1 protein-coding gene is annotated in these 726 nt (G+C 43.5%); it reads right to left on the bottom strand.

Annotated features, from left to right (window positions below):
* Nucleotides 1-726 (bottom strand): toprim domain-containing protein (locus ACRCJ0_RS17465; RefSeq protein WP_431391422.1); only part of this gene is annotated, 726 nt, incomplete at both ends.

The following is a 726-nucleotide window of genomic DNA, read 5'->3' as shown; positions in this document are numbered from 1 at the left end:
GCAGCTTCGTTAGCAGTGACACTGGTTTGATTTTGGTTTTCTAAAATTTCGACAACTTCTTCCTTATCGCCAGCATCAGTATCTGAGGCATTTTCAAGTAGGGTATCATCTTCGTCCATGGTGAAGGCCACATTGTCTTCAATCCATTTCCGCCTAGGTTCAACCTTGTTCCCCATTAAAACAGATACCCTTTTTTCAGCAAGGGATAAATCGTCAATTGTTACCCGGACTAGGGTACGAGTTTCAGGATCCATAGTTGTTTCCCATAATTGGTCCGCATTCATCTCACCCAAACCCTTGTACCGTTGTAAGATATAGCCTTTGCCGACTTTATCAGTCACAGCTTTTAACTCGTCATCCGTCCAAGCATATTCAGTGACCTCGTTTTTCCCTTTACCCTTAGAAACCTTATACAATGGTGGCATAGCGAGATAGACTTTACCAGCCTCTACTAAAGGTTTCATGTAGCGGAAGAAGAAGGTCAGCAGTAGCACCTGGATATGGGCCCCATCGGTATCAGCATCGGTCATGATGATGACTTTATCGTAGTTGGCATCTTCAACCTCAAATTCAGCCCCTACACCTGCACCAATGGTATAGATGATGGTGTTCAACTCTTCATTTTTTAGAATATCTTGAATGCTGGCTTTTTCAGTGTTTAATACCTTACCACGTAATGGCAAGATAGCCTGGAATTTACGGTCCCGCCCTTGTTTAGCAGAACCG

It is taken from the genome of Aerococcus sp. L_32, from assembly GCF_050689315.1.
Note: the sequence above shows the minus strand (reverse complement) of the source record. Positions and strands in the feature narration are given on the sequence as shown.